We start from the raw sequence: 23,496 nt of genomic DNA, 5'->3' as shown, positions 1-23,496 counted from the left end.
TGTCGAGGTCCACGATCCGCGCTGAAGTGCTCACCTCCTGAGCACGTTGCGCAGCATGATCGGTGCATGCGGGCGGACCGGTTGGTGGCAGTGCTGCTGCTGATGCAGCTCCGCGGCCGGGTGACGGCCGCGGAGCTGGCCGCCGAGCTGGAGGTCTCGGTGGCCACCGCCCGCCGCGACCTCGAGGCGCTGTCGGCCGCGGGGGTGCCGGTGTACCCGCAGCCGGGCCGGGGTGGTGGCTGGTCGCTGGTGGGCGGTGCCCGCACCGACCTGACCGGGCTGACCGAGCCCGAGGCGCAGGCGGTCTTCGCCCTGCTCGGGACGGCGGAGGGAGCCGCCCCCGAGGTCCGGACGGCGCTGCGCAAGCTGCTGCGCGCGCTGCCCGGGACGTTCCGGGCCGGCGCCCAGGCGGCCGCCGAGGCGGTGGTGGTCGACCCCGCCGGGTGGGGGGCGGGCGACCGCCGCCGTCCCGAGCTGGTCGACGTGCTCCAGGCCGCCGTCGTCCGGCGCCGCCGGGTGCGGCTCACCTACCGCGGCCGGGACCGGTCGCCGGCCCCGCGACTGGTCGACCCGTGGGGTCTGGTCGACAAGGACGACCGCTGGTACCTGGTGGCCGGCACCCCCGACGGCCGGCGGACCTTCCGGGTGGACCGGGTGGTCGCCGCCGAGGTCACCGACGAGCCCGCCGACCGGCCGGCGGAGCTGAGGCTGGCGGACGTCTGGGACGACGTGGTGGCCGAGATGGAGGGCCGCCGCTCGGCGGTGGCCGCCACGGTGCTGGCGCCGGCCGGCGTGCTGCCGGTGCTCCGCCGGGTGTTCGGCCGGCACTGCACCGGCGGGGAGCCGGCGCCCGGTGGACGGGTCCGGGTGCAGGTGGCGGCGCACACCGCGCGGTCGGTCGCCGAGCAGCTGGCCGGGTTCGGCGGATCGGTGGAGGTGGTCGGGCCCCCGGAGGTGCGCGCCGAGCTGGTGCGGATCGGGGCCGAACTGGTCGAGCGCCACAGCAGCTGACCGGTTCGCCGCGCGGTCCGTGGGCATGGGCCGGGAGACGCAACGGCGAGCGAGGAGTGGCAGTGGCAGCGGAGCAGGGCAGCGTGCTGGTGACCGGGGCCGGCGGGGTGATCGGGGCGCACGCCGCCGCCGAGTACGCCGCGCGGCCGGGCTGGCGGGTGCGCGGGCTGAGCCGCCGCGCACCGCGGGAGGCCGGCTGGGAGCACCTGGCGGTCGACCTGCGGGACGCCGACGCCGCCCGAGCGGGGCTGGCCGACGCCGGCGACGTGACGCACCTGGTGGTCGGCGCCTACGCCGAGCGGCCCACCGCCCGGGAGCTGTCGGAGGTCAACGTGGCGCTGCTGCGCAACAGCCTGGACGGGCTGGCCGCGGCCGGGGCGCCGCTGGAGCACGTGACCCTGTACCAGGGCGGCAAGGCCTACGGCGCGCACATGGGGTTCTTCAACACCCCGGCCAAGGAGCGCGACCCGCGGATCGTCCAGCCGAACTTCTACTACGACCAGGAGGACCTGCTCCGCGAGGTGGCCGCCGAGCGCGGCTTCCGGCTCACCGTGTTCCGGCCCGAGGGCGTGATCGGCTACGCCGTCGGCAATCCGATGAACCTGCTGATGGTCCTCGCCGTCTACGCCTCGATCAGCAAGGAGCTGGGCCAGCCGCTGCGCTTCCCCGGCACCCTGGCCGCCTACGACGCCCTCTACCAGGTCACCGACGCCGAGCTGCTGGCCCGGGCGACCGTGTGGGCCGGGGGAGAGCCGGCCGCCGACGGCGAGGTCTACAACGTCACCAACGGCGACCAGGTGCGCTGGCGGCACCTGTTCCCGGCCTTCGCGCGGGCCTTCGGCATGGAGCACGCCGAGCCGCAACCGGTGCCGCTGGCCGAGGCGATGGCCGACCGGCGCGACGTCTGGGAACGGCTGGCCGCCCGGCACGACCTCGTCCCGACGCCGTACGAGGACCTGGTCGGCTGGGAGTTCGGCGAGTTCATCCTCACCTCCGGCTTCGACAACGTCAGCTCCACGATCAAGCTGCGCCAGGCCGGCTTCGCCGACTGCCTGGACACCGAGGACCGGTTCCTGGAGCTGTTCGCCCAGCTGGCGGCGCGCCGCGTCGTCCCCCCGCTGGGCTGACCGGCCGGCGCGCGCAGGAGGTCGGTGCCCCGGTCGTCGAGGTCGCCCGCCCGAGCTCAGTCGGTCCCGGCCTCCGCGGACGCCGCCGCGCGGAGCCCGGCACGGTCGACGCCGAGGCCGGCCAGGGCGCGGGGGAGGGTCCCGGCGTCCAGCCGGGACGCCGCGACGACGACGTGCGCGCCCCGCAGCCGCGACGGCCTGGTCGACTTCGACAGGGCGACGGCCTCCTGGAAGACCTGCTGCGCCTGGGGGGTCGACCGGAGCGGCCCGGTCGCCGGACCGCGCAGGTCGGCCGCGGCTCCGGCGAGCGGGTCGGCCCCGATCCCCAGCGGGGCGAGCGCGTCGGCGTGCACCCGGTCGATCGCCTGCCGCAGCTGCTCGGCGTCCACCCCGACCTGCCGCAGGGCGCGGGCCGCCGTGCCGTCGGGCAGCGCGGTCGCGGCGAGCAGCAGGTGCTCCGGCCCGGGCACCTGCTCGCCCCGGCTGCGCGCCTCGGCCTCGGCGCCGGTCATCAACGCCTTGATGGTGCGCATGTCCCGTACTGCGTCGGCGAGCCCCATCGACTGTTCCTCCTGGTCATCGGCCGCGCTGCGCGCGGACCTCGGGTGCGAACTTCTTGTGCGCGGCCTGGGCGCTGATGCCGAGGGCCTCGCCGACCTGGGCCCACGTCCAGCCCTGGCCGATCGCCTCGACCACCGCGGCCACCTCCAGCCGCCCGGCCAGCCTGCGCAGGGCGACCACGGCGGCCAGTGCCGCCTCCGGGCGCTCCGGCCCGGGCAGGGCGTCGAGGCTGCTCACGTCCATCAACCTAGGTTGATGCGCGCTCGCTGTCAACCCTGGTTGATGACCCCTCGGTGACCGACCGTCCAGCGGAAGCCGGGCCGCGGCCGTCCGCGTGCGTGGGCAGACTGCGGGAGCGCCCCGGTCCGGGCGCCCGGCGGGTCCGCGGGCACCGCGCGGCCGCCGGTCGTACAGCCGGTGCAGGAGCGCACATGCGGATCACCGCCGCCGTCGTCGAGCAGGCGCACGAGCCCTTCGCCGTCCGCGACCTGGAGCTGGACGACCCCGGTCCGGGGGAGGTGCTGGTGCAGGTGGCCGCCGCCGGCTTCTGCCACACCGACGGGCTCGCCCGCGACGGCGAGATGCCGTTCCCGCTGCCCGGCGTGCTCGGCCACGAGGGGGCCGGCACCGTCGTCGCCGTCGGTGACGGGGTCACCTCCGTGCGCGAGGGCCAGGCCGTCGTCATGGGCTGGCCCTGGTGCGGGGAGTGCCGCAACTGCCTGGACGGCGAGCCGCGGTACTGCCTCCAGCTCGGCGCGCTGTGCTTCAGCGGGCAGCGGCCGATCGGCAGCTCCGGCCTGCGCACCGCCGGCGGGGACCAGCTGGCCGGGGCGTTCTTCGGCCAGTCCTCCTTCGCCACCCACTCCCTGGCCACCGCCACCTCGCTGGTGCCTGTCCCGGACGGGCTGCCGGTGGACCTGATGGGGCCGCTGGCCTGCGGGCTGGCCACCGGCGCCGGGGCCGTCTTCCACACCGCCCGGCCGCTGCCCGGCTCCTCGGTGGTCGTCTACGGCGCGGGCACCGTCGGCCTGGCCGCCGTCATGGCCGCCACGAACTCCGCCGCCAGCACGATCATCGCCGTCGACCGGCACGCGTCCCGGCTGCAGCTGGCCCGGGAGCTCGGGGCCACCGAGGTCGTCGACGCCACCGACACCGATGCGGTGCAGGCCGTCAACGACATCTGCGGCGGCCCGGCGGACTTCGCGATCGAGTGCACCGGCATCATCTCCGTCGTCCGGCAGGCCATCGACTCGGTCGGCATGCGCGGCCAGGCGATCCTCATCGGCGGCGCCCCGGCCGGCGCGGAGTTCAGCGCCGACCACATGAGCACGCTGTGGGGGAAGTCGATCACCGGCACCCTGGGGGGCAGCGGCCGCAGCCAGCGGTTGATCGGCGCGCTGATGGACCTCTACGCCGCCGGCCGGTTCCCGATCGACCGGCTGGTCGAACGGTTCCCGCTGGAGCGGATCGGCGACGCCATGGAGGCCTCCTACAGCGGGGCCGTCGTCAAGCCGATCATCACGATGCCGCAGGGCTGATCCCTGCCGGTGCGGCCGGCGCGGGTCACCCGCGCCGGCCGCACCACCGGGGTCACGAGGCGGCCACCGCCGCGCCCGGGGCGGGCTCGCCGAGCAGGTCGGCCGCCCAGAGGTCAGGCCCGAACACCTCGTACTGCACGTCTCGGGCCGGCACGCCGCGGTCGAGCAGCTCGGTGCGCAGCGCCTGCATGAACGGGATCGGGCCGCACAGGTAGTACAGCGCGTCGTCCGGCAGCGACACCTCGTCCAGGTCGACCAGCCCCTCGAAGACGCCGTCCAGCGGCAGCGCGGTCTCCGCGCCCCGCTCGTACCAGACGTACATCCGGGCGTCGTCCAGCGCGCGGACGTCGTAGAGCACCTGCTGCCGCAGCGCGAAGGCGGACTCCTCCACGTCGGCGTGCAGCACCGTGATCGGCAGGTGCGACCCGGCGGCGGCGAGGTGGGAGAGCATGCCGGCCATCGGGGTGATGCCGATGCCGGCGCTGAGGAACACCACCGGCCGACCGGCGTCGTCGAGCACCACGTCGCCGAAGGGCAGCGACATCGTCAGGGTGTCGCCGACGTCCACCGCGGAGAACAGCAGGTTCGAGACCTCGCCGTCCGGCCGGCCGCCGCCGTGCACCCGCTTCACCGAGAACTGCCGGTGCCGGCCGTCGTCGGCCCGGGTGAGGCTGTACTGCCGCGGCTGGCGCACGCCGTCGGGCATCGGCACCTGCACGGTGACGTACTGGCCGGGCAGGGAGGTCTTGACCAGCCGGTCGTCGACCCGCACCACCCGGAAGGTGACGACGTCGTCGGTCTCCGGCACCTTCTCCACCACCCGCCAGTCCCGCCAGACCGTCTCCGGCCGGACGCCGCGGGCGCTGTACAGGCCGCGCTCCTGGTTGATCAGCGCGTAGGCCATCAGCCAGTAGACCTCGTCCCAGGCGGCGGCCACCGCCGGTGTCACGGCGTCGCCCAGCACGTCGGCCATCGCCCAGAACAGGTGCTCGTGGACGACGTCGTACTGGTCGGGCCGGATGCCCAGCGAGACGTGCTTGTGCGCGATCCGGGCCAGCAGGTGCTCGGGCAGCTCCTCGGGGTCCTTCACCAGCGAGCCGGCGAACGCGGCCACCGAGCCGGCCAGGGCGACCTGCTGGTGGCCCTGCGCCTGGTTCCCGCGGTTGAACACCCCGTCGAACAGCTCGGGGTGGGCGGCGAACAGGTGGTCGTAGAAGCGCCGGGCGATCTCCCGGACGTTGTCGGCGACCACCGGGAGGGTCGCCTCGATCACCGGGCGGGAACGGTCGGAGAGCACGCTGGTCTCCTTCGGCGGAAGGCGGGTGGCGCTGCTGGCCGTGGGGTCAGGCTAGCCACGACCGGCACCCGCCGCTCGGTCGCCGGGGGGTCCCGCTGCCCGTGGCCGACGGGCCGGCGGTCGTTTCGGCCGTCGGCCAGCGGGCACGGGAGACGGCGCAGGCGAGCCCGGACGGACCGCCCGAGACGACGGAGGACCCATGGCCATCGCCACCACCAACCCCGCCACCGGCGAGGTGCTGAAGACCTACGAGCCGCTCACCGACGAGGCGCTCGAGGAGCGGGTCGCCCGCGCCGCAGCCGCCTTCCGCAGCTACCGGCTGACGTCGGTCGAGGACCGGGTCGGCTGGCTGCGCGCCGCCGCCGACGTGCTGGACGCCGACACCGACGTGGTCGCCGAGCTGATGACCACCGAGATGGGCAAGACGCTGGCCTCGGCGAAGGCGGAGGTCGCCAAGTGCGCCACCGCGCTGCGGTACTACGCCGACCACGGCCCGGCGATGCTCGAGCCGCAGCACCTGGACGCCGACGCGGTGGGCGCGCGCCAGGCCTACGTCTCGTACCAGCCGCTCGGCGTCGTCCTGGCCGTCATGCCGTGGAACTTCCCGCTGTGGCAGGCGATGCGCTTCGCCGCCCCGGCGCTGATGGCCGGCAACGTCGGGCTGCTGAAGCACGCCAGCAACGTGCCGCAGACCGCGCTGTACCTGGAGGAGCTCTTCCGCAAGGCGGGGTTCCCGGCCGACGTGTTCCAGACCCTGCTCATCGGTTCGGGCACCATCGAACGGGTGCTCCGCGACGACCGCGTGGTCGCCGCCACGCTCACCGGGAGCGCACCGGCGGGGCAGTCGGTGGCCGCGATCGCCGGGGACGCCCTCAAGCCGACCGTGCTCGAGCTCGGGGGCTCGGACCCGTTCATCGTGATGCCCTCGGCCGACCTCGCCGCCGCGGCGGCCGTCGCGGTGACCAGCCGGAACCAGAACAACGGGCAGAGCTGCATCGCCGCCAAGCGGTTCTTCGTGCACGCCGACGTCGCCGAGGAGTTCACCCGGCTGTTCGCCGAGCGGATCGGCGCGCTGACGGTCGGCGACCCGATGGACCCCGACACCGAGGTCGGCCCGCTGGCCACCGAGTCCGGGCTGCAGGACGTCGTCGGCTACGTGGACGACGCCGTGGCCAAGGGCGCCACCGCGGTCGTCGGCGGGAAGCGCGTCGACCGGCCGGGCTGGTTCTACGAGCCGACCCTGCTCACCGGCGTCACCCCGGAGATGGCGGTGCACGCCGAGGAGGTGTTCGGCCCGGTCGCCGCGCTCTACACGGTCCAGGACCTGGACGAGGCGATCAGCATCGCCAACAGCCACCCCTACGGGCTGGGCTCGAACCTGTGGAGCGAGGACGAGGCCGAGCGCGCGCAGTTCGTCCGCGACATCGAGTCCGGCATGGCGTTCGTCAACGGCATGACCACCAGCTACCCGGAGCTGCCCTTCGGCGGGGTCAAGCAGAGCGGCTACGGCCGCGAGCTGACCGAGCTGGGCATGCGCGCGTTCATGAACGCCAAGACGGTGTGGGTCGGCGCGCCCAGCAGCGAGCAGGAGCAGGGCGCGTCGGCCGGCTCCGCCAACGAGTAGCCGCCCCCGCCTGACATGGCCATCTCCGCCCTGAGGGACCCGGCGAAGATGGCCATCTCCGCCCTGGCCAGGCGGGACGGTGGACCCCGAGCGGAGCGGCGGGTCCGGGCTGCCGGCGCGGTGGACGAGTGCTCCGCCGCCGGAATCAGCGCCGGCGGCGCCCGGTTGGGGCCGGCATGAGCCGTGTCGTCGTCGCCACCGCCTTCGGTGGTCCCGAGGTCCTCGCCGTGGTCGAGCAGCCCACCCGGTCGCCGGGGCCGGGCGAGGTGCTGCTCGAGGTGCGGGCGGCCGGGGTCAACCCGTCGGACTGGAAGACCCACACCGGGGCCTTCGGCGCCGACCCGGCGCGGCTGCCGCTGCGGCTGGGCTCCGAGGCGTCCGGCGTGGTCGCGGCGGTCGGCCCGGACGCGGTCGGCCCGGCCGGCCCGCTGTCGGTCGGCGACGAGGTCATCGGGTTCCGGCTGCGGGGTGCCTACGCCGCCGAGCTCGTCGTCCCGGGCCGGGCGCTGGTGCCCAAGCCCGCGACGCTGGACTTCGACCAGGCGGCCGGCCTGATGCTCACCGGCGCGACCGCGGTGCACGCGCTGACCGCCGTGGGCGCCGGGGCCGGGGACACCGTCCTGGTGCACGGCGCGGCCGGCGGCGTCGGCCAGATGCTGGTCCAGCTCGCGGTCGCGGCCGGCGCCCGGGTGATCGGCACGGCCGGCCCGTCCGGCGCCGACGTCGTCCGCCGGCTGGGCGGGGAGCCGGTGGGCTACGGCGACGGCCTGGCCGAGCGCGTGCGGGCCATGGCGCCGGGCGGCGTGACGGCTGCCGTCGACGCGGTCGGCACCGACGAGGCGCTGGACACCTCGCTCAAGCTGGTCGCCGACCGGCAGCGGATCGCCACCATCGCCGCCTTCGAGCGCGGCGCGCAGGCCGGCGTCCGCGTGCTGGGCAACGGCCCGGGCGCCGACCCCGGCACCGCGCTGCGGGACGCCGCCCGGCTGCGCCTGGCCGAGCTCGCCGCCGCCGGCCGGCTCGAGGTGCTCGTCGCCGGCCGGTACGCGCTGGACGACGTCGCCGCCGCGCACCGCGAGGGGATGGCCGGCCACAGCCACGGCAAGCTCGTCCTGGTGCCCTGACCCACAGCGCGGAGATGGCCATGTTCGCCCTCGATTACCGGGCGGACATGGCCATCTCCGCCCCGGGGGGCGGCGGTCAGGTCAGAGGGTGCCCTCGCGGGCGGCGCGCCAGATGTCGATGCCGGCGTCCACGGCGTGCTGGTCGATCGCGGTCAGCTCGTCGGCGGAGAACTCCAGGTTCGCGGTCGCGGCCACGTTCTGCTCCAGCTGCCGCACGCTGCTGGCGCCGATCAGCACCGAGGTGACCCGCCGGTCGCGCAGCGCCCAGGAGAGCGCGAGCTGGGCCAGGCTCTGCCCGCGGGCCTGCGCGATGCCGTTGAGGGCGCGCACGTGGGTCAGGTAGGCGTCGGTGATCATGCCCTGGTCCAGCGACTTGCCCTGGGTGGCCCGGGAGCCCTCCGGCACGCCGTCGAGGTACTTGTCGGTGAGCATGCCCTGGGCTAGCGGGGAGAAGGCGATGCACCCGGCGCCCACCTCGGCGAGGGTGTCCAGCAGCCCCTCGGTCTCGATCCAACGGTTCAGCATGGAGTACGAGGGCTGGTGGATCAGCAGCGGCGTGCCCAGCTCGCGCAGGATCCGCGCCGCCTCCGCCGTCATCGCCGGGGAGTAGGAGGAGATGCCGGCGTAGAGCGCCTTGCCCGACTGCACGGCCGTGTGCAGCGCGCCCATCGTCTCCTCGAGCGGCGTGGTCGGGTCCGGCCGGTGGCTGTAGAAGACGTCGACGTACTCCAGCCCCATCCGCGCCAGCGACTGGTCGAGGCTGGCCAGCACGTACTTGCGGCCGCCCCCGCCCTGCCCGTAGGGCCCCGGCCACATGTCCCAGCCGGCCTTGGAGGAGATGACCAGCTCGTCCCGGTAGGGGCGGAAGTCGTCGGCCAGGTGCCGGCCGAAGTTGGTCTCCGCCGAGCCGTAGGGCGGGCCGTAGTTGTTCGCCAGGTCGAAGTGGGTCACGCCGAGGTCGAAGGCGCGGCGCAGGATGTCGCGCTGTCGGTCGAAGGGGACGTCGTCGCCGAAGTTGTGCCAGAGCCCGAGGCTGACCGCGGGGAGGTCGAGGCCGCTGGCGCCGGTCCGGCGGTAGGGCATGGAGTCGTAGCGGGTGCTGTCTGCGCTGTAGGCCACGGGCAGATCCTGCCGTGCGGGTCCGGTCGCCGCCGACCGTGGTCCCACCGGCTCACCGACGCCGCCGGTCGAGCGGGGGGCGGCTCCAGTGGGCCGGCCGGGTCAGCGCCGGCGGCAGCACCGTGCCGGCGTCCCCGACGGCCGCGGTCAGCTGCGGCTGGGTGAGGAACAGGGCGCCGGTGAGGTCGGCGCCCCGCAGGTCGGCGGCCCGCAGGTCGGTGCCGAGCAGGTCCGCCCGGCGCAGGTCGGCGCCCCGCAGGTCGGCGCCGATGAGGTAGGCCCCCCGCAGCGAGGCGCCGTGCAGCGAGGCACCGCGCAGGTCCGCCCCCATCAGGTCGGCGCCGGCGCGGTCCCGGGCGCGCCCGGGCACGTCGGCGCGCGCCTGCGCGCTGACCCGGCCGAGCAGCTCGCCGGCCGCCCGCCGCAGCGCGCCCACGTCGAGGGCGGCGAGCTCGTCGGGGGAGGCCGCGGCGTGCGCGGTGGTGCGGGCCAGCAGGTCCACCACCGACCTGCGCAGGGCACCGGCGGGCACCAGCGTGCGCGCCTCGGTCAGGTGCCACAGCAGCTCGGTCAGCTGCCGCATCACCGGGAAGGTGGCGGCCATCGCCCGCGCGGTCGCCGGGTCGTCCCGCCAGCTGCGCCCGCCGAAGGTCTCCTGGGTGAGCCGCTGCCCGGCGCCCAGGCAGTCGAAGACGACGCAGCCGGGGAAGCCGCGGTCCCGCAGCTGGTCGTGGACGCCGCAGCGGTCGTCGGCGAGCAGGTTCGGGCACGGGGCGCCGGCCGGCTTGTCGATCGCGAAGTCGGCGGAGGCGGCGAAGGCGGGCAGCACGCAGCACAGGGCGGCGCAGCGGCTGCAGTCGGCGGTCAGCTCCCGCCGGGCGGCGACGAGCGGCAGGTCGGCGGGCACGGGGTGATCCTCCTCGCCGGTCCGCCCGGTACCGCCTCCACCCGCCCGGCTACCGGCTGCCACGGCTCGCGAGTGCGCCGGAGATCGTCGTTGAGGCCGGACCCCGTCGGCGAGGACCCTCGCCGTCGTCCACAGCACGTCCACGGAGAGCACGTCCAGGAGAGCAGATGAAGCGCTTCAGGAGGACCGCGGTCGCCGTCGCCGGCGCCGCACTGGTGGTGGGACCGGCCACGTCGGCGAGCGCCGGCGGCCCCGGCGGCCACCACGACGGCCACCACGGCGGTGACGACGCGGTCACCACGATCGCGACCGGGCTCGACGGCCCGCGGCAGCTCAGCGAGTACCCCGGCGACCGGCTGCTGGTCGCGGAGTCCGACAGCGGCGAGGTCTCCGCGGTGGCGCAGTCCACCGGCGTGGTCGAGACGCTGCTGTCCGGCCTGTACTCCCCGCAGGGCGTCGACCACGCCGACGGCCGGCTCTACGTCGCGGTCGGCGGGCCACCGCCGCCGGACGCCGGTGGCCCGCCGCCCCCGCCCGGGGCCGCCTTCGCCTCGCTGCTGGTCGCCGAACCCGGCGGCGGCGTGCTGGAGACGATCGACCTCGAGGCCCACGAGCTGGCCGACAACCCCGACGGCCAGGTCCAGTTCGTCGACGGCGTGCCGGTCGACACGCTGTCCAACCCGTTCGCGGTGCTCGCCCAGGAGGGCCGGGTGCTGGTGGCGGACGCCGGGGCCAACGCCGTGCTCTCGGTGGACCCGCACACCGGTGAGGTCAGCACGTTCTTCGTGCCGCCGGTGGTCACCCCGGACGAGGTCGCCGCGTGCGGTGACGGCTTCAACAACCCCGGCACCGTGGGCTGCGACCCGGTCCCGACCGGCATCGCCGAGGGCCCGGACGGCCTGCTCTACGTGAGCACACTGGGCTCGGAGGTGCCCGGCGCCGCCCGGGTGTACGTGCTCGACTGGTACGGCGACGTCGTCGACGTGATCGAGGGCCTGACCTCGGCGACCGGCGTGGCGGTGGACGAGCACGGCACGGTGTACGTGTCCGACGTGGTCGAGGGCGCCCCGATGGGCGAGGGCCCGCCGCCGGCCGGCTTCGACCCGGCGACGGTCGGCGAGATCACCCGGATCGACAGCGACGGGTCGCGGAGCACCTCGCAGGTGACGATGCCGACCGGGCTGGTCGTCGAGGACGGTGACCTCTACGCCTCGGCGTGGAGCATCGCCGGCTTCCTCGGCATCCCGGGGGCGGGCGAGGTCGTCCGGGTCGGCGAGGGCACCTTCACCCCGACCGACTGAGCCGTCCGGCCCAGGGGGCCGGGGCCGCGGGGGCCGGGGCGGTCAGCCGACCCGGCAGACGCAGCCCCGGCCCTCATCGGCGCTCAGCGCCGTCGCCTGGCAGTAGCGGGCGCCGATCCGGTCGTGCGCGGTCATCGGGTGCGGGCACGACGGGCAGCGCTCCTCGGCGCCGACGGCGTCGGACGGCTTGGTTCCGGCGACGGTTCCGGGGGAGTACGTGGGGGCGGTCATGGCGTCGGCCTGACTCCGCCGACGGCTCGGCGGTGGTGGGCGTCGTCCCCGGCGGGGTGCCGGGGAGGGACGTGGGGAGGACCGTGCCCCGACGCTACGCCGGTGCCGGGCACCGGGCCGGGCGGGCCGGACGGCTCAGCCCAGCTGGGCGGCGAGCAGCTCCCGCAGGGCGGTGACCACGAGCCGGTGGTCCTCGACCTGCGGGAGACCGGACACCACGACGACCCCGACCGGGCCGACGTCCCGGACCAGCAGGGGGAAGCCCCCGCCGTGGGCGACGTACCGCTGCGGGTCCAGCCCGAACTGCTCCTCGAAGGTGGTGCCCTCCTCCCGCGAGCGCTGCCCGACGAACAGCGAGCTGTGCCCGAAGCGGTGCACGGTGGCCGCCTTGCGGGCGATCCAGGTGTCGTTGTCCGGGGTCGCCCCGTCGAGCGCCGCGTGGAAGAGCTGGTGGGAGTGCCGGGACACCTCGATCGCGATCGGCAGCCCGCCGTCGCGGCCGCGGGCCACCAGCGCGGACCCCAGCGCCCACGCGTCGTCGTTGGTGAAGCGGGCGAGCTGCAGCTCGTGTTCCTCGGCGGCCAGCTCGGCCAGGGTGGGGAAGTCGCTCACGGTCGGACCTCGGTGACGTCGAAGGTGCGGGTGGGGGAGGTGTACTCGTCCTGCGCGGCGACGAGCAGGATCTCCCGGGACGACGCCTCCGCGGTCATCCGCAGCAGCCCGAACACCGAGGCGGCCGCCCGGCCGAGCGCCGTCCCGGCGGACCGGGTGTCCAGCCAGTGCGCGAGGAACAGCGCGGCGATGGCGTCGCCGGCGCCGTTCACCGACAGGTCCAGCCGAGGAGTGCGCACCCGGAAGTGCTGGCCGCCCTCGGACGCCAGCAGGTCGACCGAGTCGGCCGGGGTGTCCTCGGCCACCAGCGAGGTGGTGAGCACGACCCGCGGCCCGGTCTCCTGCAGCGCGGCGACGGCGTCGGTGACCGACGCCAGCGACCCGGTCGGCTGCCCGGTGAGCAGCTCGAGCTCGAAGTGGTTCGGCGTCACGATGTCGGCGGCCGGGACGGCGACCTCGCGGAGGAACTCGGGGATGCCGGGTCGGACGAACACCCCGCGGCCCACGTCGCCGATCACCGGGTCGCAGCACCAGACGGCGGCCGGGTTCGCGGCCCGCACCTTGGCCACCGACCCGAGCACCGCGTGGCCGATGTCGGCCGAGCCGAGGTAGCCGGACAGGACGGCGTCGCAGCTGCCGAGCACGCCGCGGTCCTCGATGCCCTGGACGACCTCGTCGACGGCCTGCCCGTCGAACACCCGGCCGGTCCACGCGCCGTAGCCGGTGTGGTTGGAGAACTGGACGGTGTGCACCGGCCAGACCTCGATGCCCAGCCGCTGCAGGGGGAACACCGCCGAGGCGTTGCCGGCGTGGCCGTAGGCCACGTGCGACTGGATGGACAGGACGTTCACCATGGGAGGACCGTTCCACACCGCCCGGCGGGCCCGTGCGTCAGGCGGTGGCCGGGCCGGCCGCCGGGGCCGCCACCGGGGCCGCCACCGGGGCGGGGCTGCGGGGCACCGTCAGGTGCGGCCGGGACTGCCACAGCGCCCACTCGGCGCTGACCTCGCCGGCGGTGCGCAGCAGCCGCGGCAGGTGCTCGGAGACCAGCTGCTCGGCGGAGGTCTCGGCGGCGTGCACGGTCACGTTCATCGCCGCCCGGACGACGCCCGCGCCGTCCCGGACCGGGACCGCGACCGAGCGGACGCCCGGGGCCAGCTCCTCGTCGGCCAGCGCCCAGCCGCGGGCCCGGATGCCGGTCAGCTCCGCGGCCAGCTGCTCGGCGGTGCGGCCGATGTAGGGCGGGAGCCCCGACCGGCTCGGGGTGCCGAGGGCCTCGTCGAGCTCGTCGGGGGAGAGGGCGGCCAGCAGCACCTTGCCCTGCGAGGTCTGCGCGGCCGGGAACCGGGTGCCGATCTCCACCCGCAGGGTGATCAGCTTCGGCACCGCCACCCGGGCGACGTAGACGATGTCGGAGCCGTCGAGCTGGGCCATCGAGGAGGACTCGCCGGTGGCCGCGACCAGGTCGGCCAGGTGCGGCCGGGCGATGTCCCACAGGCCGAGCGCGCCGACGTAGGCCATGCCGAGGCTCAGCACCCGCGGGGTGAGCCGGAACTGGCCGGCGGCGCTGCGGACGAACCCGAGCTCCTCCAGGGTCAGCAGGAGCCGGCGGGCCGTCGGCCGGGCGAGCCCGACCTGGGCGGCCACCTCGCTGAGCGACATCGCCGGGCGTTCGGCGCTGAAGCACGCGAGCACGTCCAGCCCGCGGGCCAGCGCCTCGACGAAGTCCGGTCCCCGACCCCGGCCTGCCACGGAGGACCCCCCGCTCAGCGGCCGGCGGCGTCGTCGCCGAAGACGCTGCCCCGGGCGTCGTGCGTGCTGGCCGACTTGTACTCGGTGTAGGTGTACGGGTTGTCGAGCACCTCGTCGCCGGGCAGCGCCGGGTTCATCCCCTGGGCCCAGGTCTCCTCGCCCATCGTCGACCGCAGGTGCTCGACGGTCGCGTCGACCGCGGAGCGCACCGCGGGGAGGTCGGCACCGACCAGCCGGTGCGCGCTCTTCACCACCCGGCCGTCGACCAGCACGGTGTGCACGTCGCCGCGCTGGGCCTGGAAGGCCAGGTGACCGTAGGGGTTGAGCAGCGGGAACGACACCGGCGAGTCGTCGTTCTTGACCAGCACGACGTCGGCCCGCTTGCCCGGCTCCAGGCTGCCGAGGTCGTCGCGGCCCAGCGCGCGGGCACCGCCCCGGGTGGCCCAGTCGACGACGTGCTCGGCACGCAGGTGCACCTGGGTGACGGTCTCGCCGCGGGCGTGCGCCTCCAGGTGCTCCCGCGACCGGTCCGCGCCCAGCGTGGTGCGCATCGCGGAGAACAGGTCGCTGCTCCACCAGACGCTGGTGTCCATCGACAGCGACACCGGGATGCCGTGCCGCCGCACCTGCCAGGTGGGCGGGTACCCCTGACCGGCGCTCTGCTCGGACTCCGTGGAGACCGAGATCGAGCCGCCGGTGGCCGCGATCCGGTGGTAGGAGTCGGTGTCCAGTGTGGCGGCGTGGACGTAGACCGTCTCCGGGGTCATGAAGCCGTGCTCGTGCATGAGCTGGATGCCCGCGTCGTTGGTGGCGCCCCACACGCCGGCGTGCGTGGTGACCGGGAGGCCCAGCTCGCGGGCCGCCTCGAACGCCGCCTTCTCCGGGAAGGCCGGGTCGCCGGTGACGTCGAAGGCCAGCTGCAGCCCCAGCCGGCCCTCGTCCCGGCGGCGCTGCAGGAAGCCCTGCACGGCGGGGTCGGTCGCCCACTCCCACGGACCCGCCTGGATGTTGCCGTAGGCGAGGACGAACCGGCCGGGGACGGCGAGCAGCGCGTCCGCGGCGGCTTCCGCGTGGTCGACGGTCTGCAGGCCGTGCGACCAGTCGACGGTCGTGGTGACGCCGGCCTCCAGGGCGTCCCAGGCCGACAGCAGGTTGCCGGCGTGCACGTCCTCGGGGCGGAAGGCCTTCCCGTGCTCGAGGTAGTACCAGACGAAGTACTGGGTGAGCGTCCAGTCGGCACCGTAGCCGCGCATCGCCGTCTGCCACATGTGCCGGTGGGTGTCGATCATCCCGGGCATCACGATCCCGCCCCGCGCGTCGACCTCCGCGGTGCCCGGCGGCACCTCCAGGGCGGACCCGACCGCGGCGATCCGCCCGTCGACGACCAGCACGTCGCCGTCCGGGACGACCGTGTGGGCGTCGTCCATGGTCAGCACCGTCCCGCCGCGCAGCACGACGGGCTGGCCGTCCGCCGGGGTCACGACGGCGGCGTCGGGGTGGGACATGGGGGCTCCTCCTGGACGACGGGCTCGCACTCCCCGGCACCGGCTCCACGGACCCGCGTCCGCTTGCCGGTCCGGACAGGCGGCCATCAGCCTCCACAGGACCCAGGTCACGTGTCAAGGCCTGGCCCGGCGTCGTCAGGCGGACGCCAGCACGGGGCTTGACAGTGCTCGACTGGTCCGCCGAGATTGGAAACGGACGATCGTCCGCATCACGACAAGCCAGCTGAGGGGACTCCGTACGACGATGACCGCAGACCTCGCCGGCGCTGCCGGGCCGCGCGGCACCGGACCCCTCGCCGGCGTGCTGGTCGCCGACTTCTCCCGCATCCTCGCCGGCCCGTACGCCACCATGCTGCTGGCCGACATGGGGGCCGAGGTGGTCAAGGTCGAGTCCCCGCAGGGCGACGACACCCGCAGCTGGAGCCCGCCGCTGCGGGACGGGGTGTCCACCTACTACCTCGGGGTCAACCGCAACAAGCGGTCGATCGCCCTGGACCTCCGCGACCCGGACGACGCCGCCGCCGCGCGCGAGCTGGCCCGCCGGGCCGACGTGGTCGTCGAGAACTTCAGGACCGGCGGCCTGGCCCGGTTCGGCCTCGACTACGAGACCGTCGCCGCGGGCAACCCGGGGGTCGTCTACGCCTCGATCACCGGCTTCGGCAGCCAGCCCGACGGCGCGGCGCTGCCCGGCTACGACTTGATCGTGCAGGCGATCTCGGGGCTGATGAGCCTCACCGGCGACCCGGCCGGCGAGCCGTTCCGGGCCGGCATCTCGGTCTTCGACGTGATGGCCGGGCTGCACGCCACGGTCGGGGTGCTGTCGGCGCTGAACCTGCGGCACGGGACCGGCCGGGGCCAGCACGTGGAGGTCAACCTGCTCTCCTCGGCGCTGTCCGGGCTGGTCAACCACGCCAGCGCGGCCGTCGCCGGCGGCGTCGTCCCGTTCCGGATGGGCAACAGCCACCCCAGCCTGTTCCCCTACGAGCCGCTGCCCTGCGCGGACGGCGACCTGATCGTCACCGCGGGGAACAACCGCCAGTTCCGCAAGCTGGTGGAGGTGCTCGGCGTGCCCGAGCTGGCCGACGACCCGCGGTTCGCCCGCAACGAGGACCGCACGGCCAACCGGGACGAACTGCGGCCGCTGCTGGTCGAGCGGCTGCGGACCCGGTCGAAGGCCGAGTGGTTCACCGACGTCATCGCCGCCGGGGTGCCGTGCGGCCCGATCAACACCGTCGACCAGGGCGTCGCCTTCGCCACGTCGATCGGCCTGGACCCGGTGGTGACGGTGGGGGAGGGCGGCGCGGCGGTGCCCTCGGTGCGCAACCCGGTCACCTTCTCCGAGACCCCGCCGGACTACCGGCTGCCGCCGCCGGCGCTGGACGAGCACGGCGCGGAGCTGCGGCGCTGGCTGTCCGCGCCGGCCGGCGTCCCGGTGGGGGAGGCGGGCGCGTGACCACCCCGGAGCGGCCGGTCTACCCCACGGCCCTGGGCGCCTCGAGCCGGGAGACCATCACCCTGCTGGGCACCGACCTGGCCCGCGACGTGATGGGCACCGTCGGCTTCGGGGAGCTGGCCTTCTGGCTGGCCACCCAGCGCCGGCCCAGCCCGGGGGAGACCCGGGTCTTCGAGGCGGTGCTGGCCGCGCTGGCCGACCACGGGTTCACCCCGACGGCGATCGTCGCCCGGCTGACCTACCTGTCCGCGCCGGACTCGGTGCAGGGCGCGCTGGCCGCCGGGCTGCTCGGCGGCGGCTCCCGCTTCCTGGGGGTCACCGAGGACTGCGGCCGGTTCCTGCACGACGTGCTCACCGGCGTCGACGGCGCCCTGCCCACCGACGACGCCGGCTGGGACGCCCTGGCGCTGGAGACCGTCGCCGCGCAGCGGGCGGCCCGCCGGTTCGTCCCGGGCCTGGGCCACCACGTGCACAAGGACGGCGACCCGCGCACCCCGCGGCTGCTGCAGATCGCGGCCGAGGAGGGGCTGGTCGGGCCGCACCTGTCGCTGTTCGCCGCGATCGGCCGGGTGCACCCCCAGGTGCTCGGGAAGACCCTGCCGCTCAACGGCGCCGGGGTGTGCGGGGCGGCGCTGGCCGACCTCGGCCTGCCGCTGGAGCTGCTGCGCGGCTTCGCGCTGCTCGCCCGCACCGCCGGCCTGATCGGCCAGCTGGCGGAGGAGCTGCGGCACCCGGTCGCCAACGACGTCTTCCTGTCCGTCGACCTCGCCAACCGGTCGGTCGACCCGGACCCCTTCGTGCCGGAGCCCCTTCCGGCAGACTCGGCCCGCACCCCGGGCCCCACCTCGGACACTGGCACCAACGGAGGTCGTCATGGCTGAACTGGCCGCGGTCATCGCGTCCACGCACCACCCCTTCTACTACCGCGCGAGCACGTCCACCGGCGCCGACCGGCCGCCGTTCGCCGACGAGTGGGTGGCGAAGATCGAGCGGTTCCGCGAGACGCTCACCGCCGCCGAGCCCGACGTGCTGGTGATGGTGGGCAGTGACCACTTCCACCAGCTGTGGCTGGACAACATGCCGCAGTTCCTGGTGGGCAAGGCGCCGTTCTTCGACGCCAACTGGCACAACGAGGAGCGCGAGTTCGGGCTGCCGAAGATGACGCTGCGCGGCGAGGAGGACCTGGCGGCGCACATCCTGCGCGACGGGCTGGACCGCGACTTCGACCTGGCGTTCAGCAACGAGCTGCGGATCGACCACAGCATCACCTGCCCGATCATCACGCTGCGGCCCGAGGCCGACCTGCCGATCGTGCCGGTCTACACCAACATCTTCGCGCCGCCGATGCCGCAGCCCAAGCGCTTCGTGCAGCTGGGCCGGGCGCTCCGGGAGATGGTGGAGTCCTGGGAGAGCGACAAGCGGGTGGCCATCATCGGCACCGGCCACCTCTCGCTGGAGCTCGGCGGTCCCCGCCAGTTCGGCGAGCACGGGCCCGACCCCGAGTTCGACCGCAAGGCGGTGGAGTGGATCGCGAGCGGCAACATCGAGGGCTGCCTGGCCGAGGTGACGCTGGAGAGCCTGCACCACCCGGGCAACGCCACCCACGGGTTCATGGACTTCATGCTCATGATGGGCGCGGCCGGCGAGGGCCAGCAGGCCGACCACGTCGACACCCTGGACCTGTTCCACACCATGGAGGCCTACTTCACCTGGTACCCGAACGGGCTCCCGGCGAAGGCGGCGACGGCGACGACGACGGCGGCGACGACCCGGGCGGAGGCGCAGGCATGAGCCGGTACCTGCTGGACAAGTTCCTGTACACCGTCGACCGCGACCCCGAGCTCACCGAGCGGTACCGCGAGGACCCGGCCGGCACCGTCGAGTGGTGGGAGGCCGAGATGGCCGGCTCGCTGCTCAACAGCACCTCCGCCGAGCGGACGACGTGGCTGGCGTTTGACGACGAGGAGCGCCGGGCGCTGCGCGAGCACGACCACGTCGCGCTGTTCCAGCTGGGTGCGCACCCCTTCCTCACCCTGACGCTCTTCATCGCCGTGTTCGAGCGCGACCACGGGCCGCTGGAGTACCAGCGCGCCTACGGCAGGGCCCTGGCGCACCTCTCGATGCCCTACCCCGACATCACCACCTGACCGGGCCCGACCAGCCCCGGTACCGCCGCCGGTACCGGGGCTGCCGGCTGTCCCGGGTGGGTGTGCGAGCCGGCCCCCGGGGTCGCAGAGTGGTCCTTGACACACTCTGCGGGCGTCCGGCAGTGTCCGCCGCGTCCGCTGCACGGACATCCGTCCACTGCGGACCGGACCCTGCGTGGATCCCAGTGTCGAGAGGACCCCGGACATGACGAGCACCGCCGCCGTGCCGACCTACCAGGCGGACATCTACACCGACGAGGCGCTGCTGGAGCCCTACGAGCACTACCGCGCCCTGCGCGACCTGGGCCCCGCGGTGTGGCTGGAGGCGCACGGCGCCTTCGCCGTCGCCCGGTACGCCGACGCGCGCGCGGTGCTCGCGAACACCGAGGACTTCCACTCCGCCAACGGCATCGCGCTCAACGAGCCGGCGAACTCCGCGATCCTCGGGTGCACGCTGGCCAGCGACGGCGAGCTGCACGCGCACCTGCGCCAGGTGGTGGCCCACCGGCTCACCCCCCGCTCGCTCCGCCCGATGCGGGAGACCGTCACCGCGCGCGCCGACGAGCTGGTCGCCGGGCTCGTGGAGCGCGGCTCGTTCGACGCGGTCGCCGACCTCGCCCGGGCGCTGCCGCTGTCGATCGTGCCGGACTTCATCGGCTGGCCGCAGGAGGGGCGCGAGCACCTGCTGCGCTGGGCGGGCGCCAACTTCGACTCCTTCGGGCCGATGAACGCCCGCGCTGAGCGGGCCCTGCCCCAGTGCGGCGAGATGGCCGGCTTCGGGGCGGAGATCGTCCGCACCGGCAACGTGCTGCCCGGCAGCCTCGGCGCCAGCGTGCTCGAGTCCCGGGACCGGGGCGACATCACCACCGAGCAGACGATGATGCTGATGCTGGACTACCTGGCGCCGTCGCTGGACACCACGATCAGCGCTGTCGGCAGCGCGATCTGGCTGTTCGGCCGGTTCCCGGAGCAGTGGGACCTCGTCCGCCGCGACCCGGGCCTGATCCCGAACGCGGTCAACGAGGTCGTCCGGTACGAGTCGCCGATCCGGGCCTTCGGCCGGCTCGCGGTGCACGACACCGAGATCGACGGCGTCCCCGTCCCGGCGGGCTCCCGGGTGCTGGTCGTCTACGCCGCCGCCAACCGCGACGAGCGCAAGTTCCCCGACCCCGACGTCTTCGACGTCACCCGCGCCGACGCCGTCCAGCAGCTCGGGTTCGGCTACGGCGAGCACGGCTGCGCCGGCCAGGCGCTGGCCCGGATGGAGACCGAGTCGCTGCTGGCCGCGCTGGCCAGAAGCGTCACCCGGTTCGAGCTCGGCGAGCCCGAGCGGGCGCTGAACAACCTCATCCGGGCGCTGGGGTCCCTGCCGGTCACCGTCCACACCGGGGCCTGACGTGCAGATCTCCGTCGACTACGCGCGCTGCGAGGGCCACGGGCTCTGCGAGGACCAGGCCCCCGACGTCTTCACCCTCGACGACGAGGGCGACCTGCACTACCGGTTCGAGGGCCAGGACGTGCCCGCGGAGCACGCCGTCGCGGCCGGCCGGGGGGCGGCGTCCTGCCCGGTGGCCGCCCTGAAGGTGGTGCCGTGAGCCCTGGTGCCGTGACGACAGGTGCGGTGACGCCGGTGCCCCCGGACGGGCGGGTGCTCGTCGTCGGCGGCTCGATCGCCGCCGCGACCGCCGCCCGGGCGCTGCGCGGCCGCGGGCACACCGGGCCGGTGACGCTGGTCAGCGGCGAACGGCACCCGCCCTACGCCCGCCCGCCGCTGTCCAAGGGCGTGCTCACCGGCACCGAGGAGCCCGGCTCGGCGCAGCTGCCCGACCTGGCCGACGTCGAGCTGCGGCTGGGGGTGCCGGCCGCCGGCCTGGACGTCGCCGCGCGCCGGGTCACCCTGGCCGACGGGACGACGCTGGACTGGGACGGGCTGGTCGTCGCCACCGGCGCCCGGGCCCGCACCATCCCCGGGGCCGAGGCCGCCGGCGCCCGCACGCTGCGCGACCTCGACGACGCCCGGGAGCTCGGCGCGCTCGTCCGCGGCGCGCGCTCGGTGGTCGTGGTGGGCGGCGGACCGCTGGGCATGGAGGTCGCCTCGGTGGCCCGCGACCTCGGTGCCCGGGTGACGCTGGTCAGCGACGTCCCGCCGCTGCGCGCCCTGATGGGCGACCACGTGAGCCGGCTGCTCGTCGCCGCGGCCGAGGCCGCCGGCGTCACGGTGGTCACCGAGCCGGTCCGCGAGCTCCTCGCCCGGGACGGCGGCGGCACGACCGCGGTGCTCGCCTCGGGTCACCGCGTCGAGGGCGACGCCGTCCTCGTCGCGGTCGGGTGCCGGCCCAACGTCGAGTGGCTGGCGGGCAGCGGTCTGGACGTCGGACCGGGGGGACTGGTCGTCGACGAGTTCCTGCGCGCCGGGCCCGGGGTGGTCGCCGCCGGGGACGTCGTCGCGCACCCGCACCCGGTCGGCGCGCTGCGCACGCCCTACTGGTCCAACGCGGTCGACCAGGCGATGGCCGCCGTCGACGCGCTGGTGGAGGCGGAGCCCGCGCCGTTCCGGGCCCGTCCCTACTTCTGGACCGAGCAGTTCGGGCACAGCGTCAAGCTCGTCGGCGCGCTGCCCGACGTGGGGGAGCCGGAGGAGGTGGCGTCGGCGGCCGGCACGGTGCTGCGCTGGCGCGGTCCGGACGGCGTCCCGACCGGGGTGGCCGCGATCGACTGCCCGCTGTCGGTCCCGCGGCTGCGCCGGCTCCTCGCCGCCGGCTGACCCGGGGCGCAGGATGTGACGCACTTGACACTCCCAGCGCCCCACTCGACACTTGCTCCGGTCACTCGTCCGGCTGGCGGACAGGCAGTCCCGACCCGACCGGCGCCTGGAGCACTGACGCGGGGACACCGTGCGGCTCCGCCCCTGCACCCGTCCTCAGTCCCGATCCACCGTCGACACAGGAGCCACCATGACGACCACCGCCCCCGCCGCGACCACCGGCGCGCGCACCCCCGCCGACCTCGTCGCCAGCGCCCGTGCCCTCCAGCCGCTGGTGCAGGACAACGCCGCGGCCAACGAGGCCGGCGGCCAGCTGACCGACGCGGTGGCTGACGCCCTGCACGAGCACGGGCTGTTCGGCATGTGGACCCCGGCGGAGCTCGGCGGCAGCGAGGCCGACCCGGTCGCCTCGCTGGAGATCGTCGAGGCGCTCGCCTACGCCGACCCGTCGACGGCGTGGGTGACCATGGCCGCCGCGCTGGCGACCGGCACCGGCGGTGCCTACCTCGCCGAGGAGGCCGCGCAGCAGGTGTTCGCCGGCGACCGGTTCCCGGTGGTGGCCGGCCAGGGCACCCGGCCGGGGCGGGCCGTCCGGGACGGCGACGGCTACCGCCTCTCCGGCGAGTGGGGCTTCGCGTCCGGCATCAAGCACGCGCAGTGGATCCACACCCTGGGCATCGTGGAGGACACCGGCCAGCCGCTGATCTTCGTGCTCCCGGTCGACCAGGCCCAGCTCGCCGACAACTGGGACGTGATGGGCCTCAGGGCGACCGGCAGCATCGACTACTCGATCACCGACGTGTACGTCCCGGCGACCTTCACCCACGAGGGCACCACGGAGGAAGGCGTCCGCGGCGGGTCGCTGTTCAACCTCGGGATCATGCACTTCGCGATCATCGGGCACTCGGCCTGGGCGCTGGGCCTGTCCCGCCGGATGCTCGACGAGCTGGCCGCGCAGGTGCGCTCGAAGGCCGGCCGGCCGGGCACCCTCGCCGACAGCAGCGCCTTCCAGGCCGCGTACGGCGAGAACGAGGCCAAGTGGCACGCCGCCCGGGCGCTGGTGCACTCCGCCTGGACCGACGTCACCGCGACCATCGAGGCCGGCGGGAAGCTCACCCACGAGCAGCGCACCATGGTCCGGCTGGCCCTCTACAACGCCACCTGGACGGCGGAGGCGATCGCCAACTCGGTCTACAAGTCCGGTGGCACCGCGGCGCTGCGCTCTGGCACGCTGCAGCAGTTCTTCCGCGACATGCACGCCGGCACGCAGCACGTCACGTCCGGCCCGCAGGTGATCGAGGGTGCCGGGCGGGCGCTGGCCGGGCTCGCACCGGACCACGCGTGGGTCTACATGAACCTGGTGCCGTCGAACTGAGCCGGTGACGCGGACACGGCCCCCGGGCCGTGTCCGCGTCCGGCGATC

At 75.1% G+C, this 23,496-nt stretch carries 24 protein-coding genes; 14 read left to right on the top strand and 10 right to left on the bottom strand.

Annotated elements, in window-relative coordinates:
- The first annotated feature begins 84 nt into the window (after nt 1–84).
- Nucleotides 85–1,011 (top strand): helix-turn-helix transcriptional regulator, encoded by a 927-nt coding sequence (locus tag HL054_RS08710; RefSeq protein WP_369138517.1) that lies wholly within the window; start codon nt 85–87, stop codon nt 1,009–1,011.
- A 62-nt stretch (nt 1,012–1,073) separates the two neighbouring features.
- On the top strand, nt 1,074–2,138 hold the full coding sequence (locus HL054_RS08705) for an SDR family oxidoreductase (protein WP_369138516.1): 1,065 nt from the start codon (nt 1,074–1,076) through the stop codon (nt 2,136–2,138).
- A gap of 56 nt (nt 2,139–2,194) precedes the next feature.
- Here HL054_RS08705 and HL054_RS08700 read toward each other — a convergent pair whose 3' ends face one another.
- Entirely contained in the window at nt 2,195–2,698 is a 504-nt protein-coding gene (locus HL054_RS08700; protein WP_369138515.1) for a Clp protease N-terminal domain-containing protein, read from the bottom strand.
- 16 nt (nt 2,699–2,714) lie between these two features.
- Nucleotides 2,715–2,936, bottom strand: coding sequence for an RNA polymerase subunit sigma-70 (locus tag HL054_RS08695; protein ID WP_369138514.1), 222 nt, complete (start codon nt 2,934–2,936; stop codon nt 2,715–2,717).
- A 194-nt stretch (nt 2,937–3,130) separates the two neighbouring features.
- Between HL054_RS08695 and HL054_RS08690 the strand changes: the two genes are divergently transcribed.
- Nucleotides 3,131–4,237: an NAD(P)-dependent alcohol dehydrogenase gene (locus HL054_RS08690; RefSeq protein WP_369138513.1), complete on the top strand. Its 1,107-nt coding sequence runs from the start codon at nt 3,131–3,133 to the stop codon at nt 4,235–4,237.
- Between the two features lie 52 nt (nt 4,238–4,289).
- Here the strand turns inward: HL054_RS08690 and HL054_RS08685 are convergent, their stop codons facing one another.
- Nucleotides 4,290–5,534: a globin domain-containing protein gene (locus tag HL054_RS08685; RefSeq protein ID WP_369138512.1), complete on the bottom strand. Its 1,245-nt coding sequence runs from the start codon at nt 5,532–5,534 to the stop codon at nt 4,290–4,292.
- Nucleotides 5,535–5,733: 199 nt separating this feature from the next.
- Here HL054_RS08685 and HL054_RS08680 point away from each other — a divergent pair, with 199 nt between their 5' ends.
- Nucleotides 5,734–7,158 carry an NADP-dependent succinic semialdehyde dehydrogenase gene (locus HL054_RS08680; protein WP_369138511.1) on the top strand — a complete coding sequence of 475 codons (1,425 nt, stop codon included), beginning with the start codon at nt 5,734–5,736 and terminating at the stop codon, nt 7,156–7,158.
- A gap of 176 nt (nt 7,159–7,334) precedes the next feature.
- The gene (locus tag HL054_RS08675; RefSeq protein ID WP_369138510.1) at nt 7,335–8,282 is read left to right on the top strand and encodes a quinone oxidoreductase family protein; all 948 of its coding nucleotides are present in this window, start codon (nt 7,335–7,337) and stop codon (nt 8,280–8,282) included.
- An 81-nt stretch (nt 8,283–8,363) separates the two neighbouring features.
- Here the strand turns inward: HL054_RS08675 and mgrA are convergent, their stop codons facing one another.
- Together mgrA and HL054_RS08665 are read right to left on the bottom strand one after the other, a co-directional pair.
- Nucleotides 8,364–9,401, bottom strand: a complete 1,038-nt coding sequence (mgrA, locus tag HL054_RS08670) for an L-glyceraldehyde 3-phosphate reductase (protein WP_369138509.1) — start codon at nt 9,399–9,401, stop codon at nt 8,364–8,366.
- 52 nt (nt 9,402–9,453) lie between these two features.
- Complete coding sequence (locus tag HL054_RS08665; RefSeq protein WP_369138508.1) at nt 9,454–10,308, bottom strand: pentapeptide repeat-containing protein; 855 nt, start codon at nt 10,306–10,308, stop codon at nt 9,454–9,456.
- 167 nt (nt 10,309–10,475) lie between these two features.
- On the opposite strand from HL054_RS08665, the gene HL054_RS08660 reads away from it, so the two are divergent.
- The gene (locus tag HL054_RS08660; RefSeq protein WP_369138507.1) at nt 10,476–11,609 is read left to right on the top strand and encodes a ScyD/ScyE family protein; all 1,134 of its coding nucleotides are present in this window, start codon (nt 10,476–10,478) and stop codon (nt 11,607–11,609) included.
- A 42-nt stretch (nt 11,610–11,651) separates the two neighbouring features.
- Here the strand turns inward: HL054_RS08660 and HL054_RS08655 are convergent, their stop codons facing one another.
- The 5 genes from HL054_RS08655 to HL054_RS08635 form a co-directional block, all read right to left on the bottom strand.
- Nucleotides 11,652–11,840 (bottom strand): RGCVC family protein, encoded by a 189-nt coding sequence (locus HL054_RS08655; RefSeq protein ID WP_369138505.1) that lies wholly within the window; start codon nt 11,838–11,840, stop codon nt 11,652–11,654.
- Nucleotides 11,841–11,975: 135 nt separating this feature from the next.
- Nucleotides 11,976–12,452 carry a heme-degrading domain-containing protein gene (locus tag HL054_RS08650; protein ID WP_369138503.1) on the bottom strand — a complete coding sequence of 159 codons (477 nt, stop codon included), beginning with the start codon at nt 12,450–12,452 and terminating at the stop codon, nt 11,976–11,978.
- A complete protein-coding gene (pdxY, locus tag HL054_RS08645) occupies nt 12,449–13,306 on the bottom strand; it encodes a pyridoxal kinase PdxY (RefSeq protein ID WP_369138501.1) in 858 nt (285 codons plus the stop codon). Before pdxY ends, HL054_RS08650 begins: the two co-directional genes overlap by 4 nt.
- Before the next feature lie 37 nt (nt 13,307–13,343).
- Nucleotides 13,344–14,204, bottom strand: coding sequence for an IclR family transcriptional regulator domain-containing protein (locus HL054_RS08640; RefSeq protein ID WP_369138500.1), 861 nt, complete (start codon nt 14,202–14,204; stop codon nt 13,344–13,346).
- 14 nt (nt 14,205–14,218) lie between these two features.
- Entirely contained in the window at nt 14,219–15,709 is a 1,491-nt protein-coding gene (locus tag HL054_RS08635; protein ID WP_369138499.1) for an amidohydrolase family protein, read from the bottom strand.
- 244 nt (nt 15,710–15,953) lie between these two features.
- Between HL054_RS08635 and HL054_RS08630 the strand changes: the two genes are divergently transcribed.
- From HL054_RS08630 to HL054_RS08595, 8 genes are all read left to right on the top strand, one after another.
- Nucleotides 15,954–17,162: a CaiB/BaiF CoA transferase family protein gene (locus tag HL054_RS08630; protein WP_369138498.1), complete on the top strand. Its 1,209-nt coding sequence runs from the start codon at nt 15,954–15,956 to the stop codon at nt 17,160–17,162.
- Complete coding sequence (locus HL054_RS08625) at nt 17,159–18,043, top strand: citryl-CoA lyase (protein WP_369138497.1); 885 nt, start codon at nt 17,159–17,161, stop codon at nt 18,041–18,043. The genes HL054_RS08630 and HL054_RS08625 overlap by 4 nt, the downstream gene beginning before the upstream one ends.
- Nucleotides 18,036–18,953 (top strand): extradiol ring-cleavage dioxygenase, encoded by a 918-nt coding sequence (locus HL054_RS08620; RefSeq protein WP_369138496.1) that lies wholly within the window; start codon nt 18,036–18,038, stop codon nt 18,951–18,953. The genes HL054_RS08625 and HL054_RS08620 overlap by 8 nt, the downstream gene beginning before the upstream one ends.
- Nucleotides 18,950–19,309, top strand: coding sequence for a hypothetical protein (locus HL054_RS08615; RefSeq protein WP_369138495.1), 360 nt, complete (start codon nt 18,950–18,952; stop codon nt 19,307–19,309). The genes HL054_RS08620 and HL054_RS08615 overlap by 4 nt, the downstream gene beginning before the upstream one ends.
- A gap of 205 nt (nt 19,310–19,514) precedes the next feature.
- Nucleotides 19,515–20,705, top strand: coding sequence for a cytochrome P450 (locus HL054_RS08610; protein ID WP_369138494.1), 1,191 nt, complete (start codon nt 19,515–19,517; stop codon nt 20,703–20,705).
- Between the two features lies 1 nt (nt 20,706).
- Nucleotides 20,707–20,904: a ferredoxin gene (locus HL054_RS08605; RefSeq protein ID WP_369138493.1), complete on the top strand. Its 198-nt coding sequence runs from the start codon at nt 20,707–20,709 to the stop codon at nt 20,902–20,904.
- A complete protein-coding gene (locus HL054_RS08600; RefSeq protein ID WP_369138492.1) occupies nt 20,901–22,073 on the top strand; it encodes an NAD(P)/FAD-dependent oxidoreductase in 1,173 nt (390 codons plus the stop codon). The genes HL054_RS08605 and HL054_RS08600 overlap by 4 nt, the downstream gene beginning before the upstream one ends.
- Nucleotides 22,074–22,263: 190 nt before the next feature.
- The gene (locus HL054_RS08595; RefSeq protein ID WP_369138491.1) at nt 22,264–23,448 is read left to right on the top strand and encodes an acyl-CoA dehydrogenase family protein; all 1,185 of its coding nucleotides are present in this window, start codon (nt 22,264–22,266) and stop codon (nt 23,446–23,448) included.
- Nucleotides 23,449–23,496: the final 48 nt, after the last annotated feature.

The organism is Modestobacter versicolor, assembly GCF_041028285.1.
Classification (GTDB): domain Bacteria; phylum Actinomycetota; class Actinomycetes; order Mycobacteriales; family Geodermatophilaceae; genus Modestobacter; species Modestobacter versicolor_A.
The sequence above is the reverse complement of the archived record's forward strand: the minus strand, read 5'-3'. Positions and strand labels throughout refer to the sequence as shown.

Coding starts and splice junctions, on each gene's coding strand:
- HL054_RS08675 (WP_369138510.1), top strand. CDS start 7,335: ATGAGCCGTGTCGTCGTCGCCACCGCCTTCGGTGGTCCCGAGGTCCTC.
- HL054_RS08620 (WP_369138496.1), top strand. CDS start 18,036: ATGGCTGAACTGGCCGCGGTCATCGCGTCCACGCACCACCCCTTCTAC.
- HL054_RS08595 (WP_369138491.1), top strand. CDS start 22,264: ATGACGACCACCGCCCCCGCCGCGACCACCGGCGCGCGCACCCCCGCC.
- HL054_RS08655 (WP_369138505.1), bottom strand. CDS start 11,840: ATGACCGCCCCCACGTACTCCCCCGGAACCGTCGCCGGAACCAAGCCG.
- HL054_RS08700 (WP_369138515.1), bottom strand. CDS start 2,698: ATGGGGCTCGCCGACGCAGTACGGGACATGCGCACCATCAAGGCGTTG.
- HL054_RS08615 (WP_369138495.1), top strand. CDS start 18,950: ATGAGCCGGTACCTGCTGGACAAGTTCCTGTACACCGTCGACCGCGAC.
- HL054_RS08610 (WP_369138494.1), top strand. CDS start 19,515: ATGACGAGCACCGCCGCCGTGCCGACCTACCAGGCGGACATCTACACC.
- HL054_RS08690 (WP_369138513.1), top strand. CDS start 3,131: ATGCGGATCACCGCCGCCGTCGTCGAGCAGGCGCACGAGCCCTTCGCC.
- HL054_RS08660 (WP_369138507.1), top strand. CDS start 10,476: ATGAAGCGCTTCAGGAGGACCGCGGTCGCCGTCGCCGGCGCCGCACTG.
- HL054_RS08635 (WP_369138499.1), bottom strand. CDS start 15,709: ATGTCCCACCCCGACGCCGCCGTCGTGACCCCGGCGGACGGCCAGCCC.
- HL054_RS08630 (WP_369138498.1), top strand. CDS start 15,954: ATGACCGCAGACCTCGCCGGCGCTGCCGGGCCGCGCGGCACCGGACCC.
- pdxY (WP_369138501.1), bottom strand. CDS start 13,306: ATGGTGAACGTCCTGTCCATCCAGTCGCACGTGGCCTACGGCCACGCC.
- HL054_RS08680 (WP_369138511.1), top strand. CDS start 5,734: ATGGCCATCGCCACCACCAACCCCGCCACCGGCGAGGTGCTGAAGACC.